The 1,041-nt window shown below is 46.9% G+C and carries 1 protein-coding gene; it reads right to left on the bottom strand.

All coding sequences use genetic code 11. The features are described 5' to 3' along the window. Positions 1-495: 495 nt before the first annotated feature. The gene (locus KDK14_RS08330; protein ID WP_257264632.1) at positions 496-621 is read right to left on the bottom strand and encodes a transposase; all 126 of its coding nucleotides are present in this window, start codon (positions 619-621) and stop codon (positions 496-498) included. Positions 622-1,041 lie beyond the last annotated feature (420 nt).

The raw sequence follows: 1,041 nt of genomic DNA, 5'->3' as shown, positions 1-1,041 counted from the left end.
CTGGCACCAGCAGGCCATCAGCTTGAAACATCAGTACGGAAAATACATCGCCAGCGAGTATATCTTCGAATAGAGTATTACATTGTCGTCTATTGATTTACCTATGGAACAACGTACAATTTGCCACTGTCGTCACAGGCCTTCAAATGGCCAGATCATAATTTTTCCTATCTGCCTATTCAACCCAATGGCTTAGCCAGTGGGGGTTTCCTATTAGCCAGATAGCGCGGTTTATAGCATCGAGCACGCAACAAGCCGCAAAAAAGTACTCAAGCACACAATTTAACCTTGGTTGTTTCGATAAATACCCCTAATTTGACGGGCGGCAGCGTTTTTGCAAAATAAAAAGCCTACGCGACGGCCACTCATCCGGCGACTTGACCATTTTTGCTCTGACCGGGTTTAACACAACGTACCGGCTCAGCTCCATAAGGCAAGCATCTTTATCCACAACAATGGCTTTGTATCGCCCCTGGAAAAGATGACCGACTCTAACTACCTTCGGTTAAAGCGCACCGTGTACACACCGTTAAGCTGGCGCATGCCCCTGGAGAGATTGGCGTCTGGCGTTTCCACCACCAGGTGATAATGATTGGTCATCAGGCAGAATGAGTGGATCACCCAGTTAAACCGTTCGCAAACTTCAGATAGCGTATCAAGAAACAACTGAAAGTTTGCGTCTCCACGTTAAATAGCTTTTCGTTCATTGCCTCGGGACGTACAGCGCACCTGAGTACTCAATTGGTAGTGTTCTGCTCATTTCCAATCAATTCATTTTTATTAATGGAACTGGAAAAGTAGACCAATAAATCAATGATGCACAATTCCGAGTAGATGAGGACGTTACCGCCCTCAGCCCTCGCAGATCCGGACGAGCCCAATTAAGGCATCCGGTTCCTCATGGTTATTGGTTCACTAACTGATAACCTTGGTAGTGTACTGATGCTGGATTCTTGGCGGTGTCAGGGGGAAGCGTTTCAGGAACCGGGTGAATTTCTCCCACGGAATATAGCTTTTCCGAGATCGACGACCCAGCCATTT

Origin of the sequence: Endozoicomonas sp. ONNA2, assembly GCF_024606365.1 — a bacterium.
Classification (GTDB): domain Bacteria; phylum Pseudomonadota; class Gammaproteobacteria; order Pseudomonadales; family Endozoicomonadaceae; genus Endozoicomonas.
This window is presented reverse-complemented; position numbering and strand designations above follow the sequence as displayed.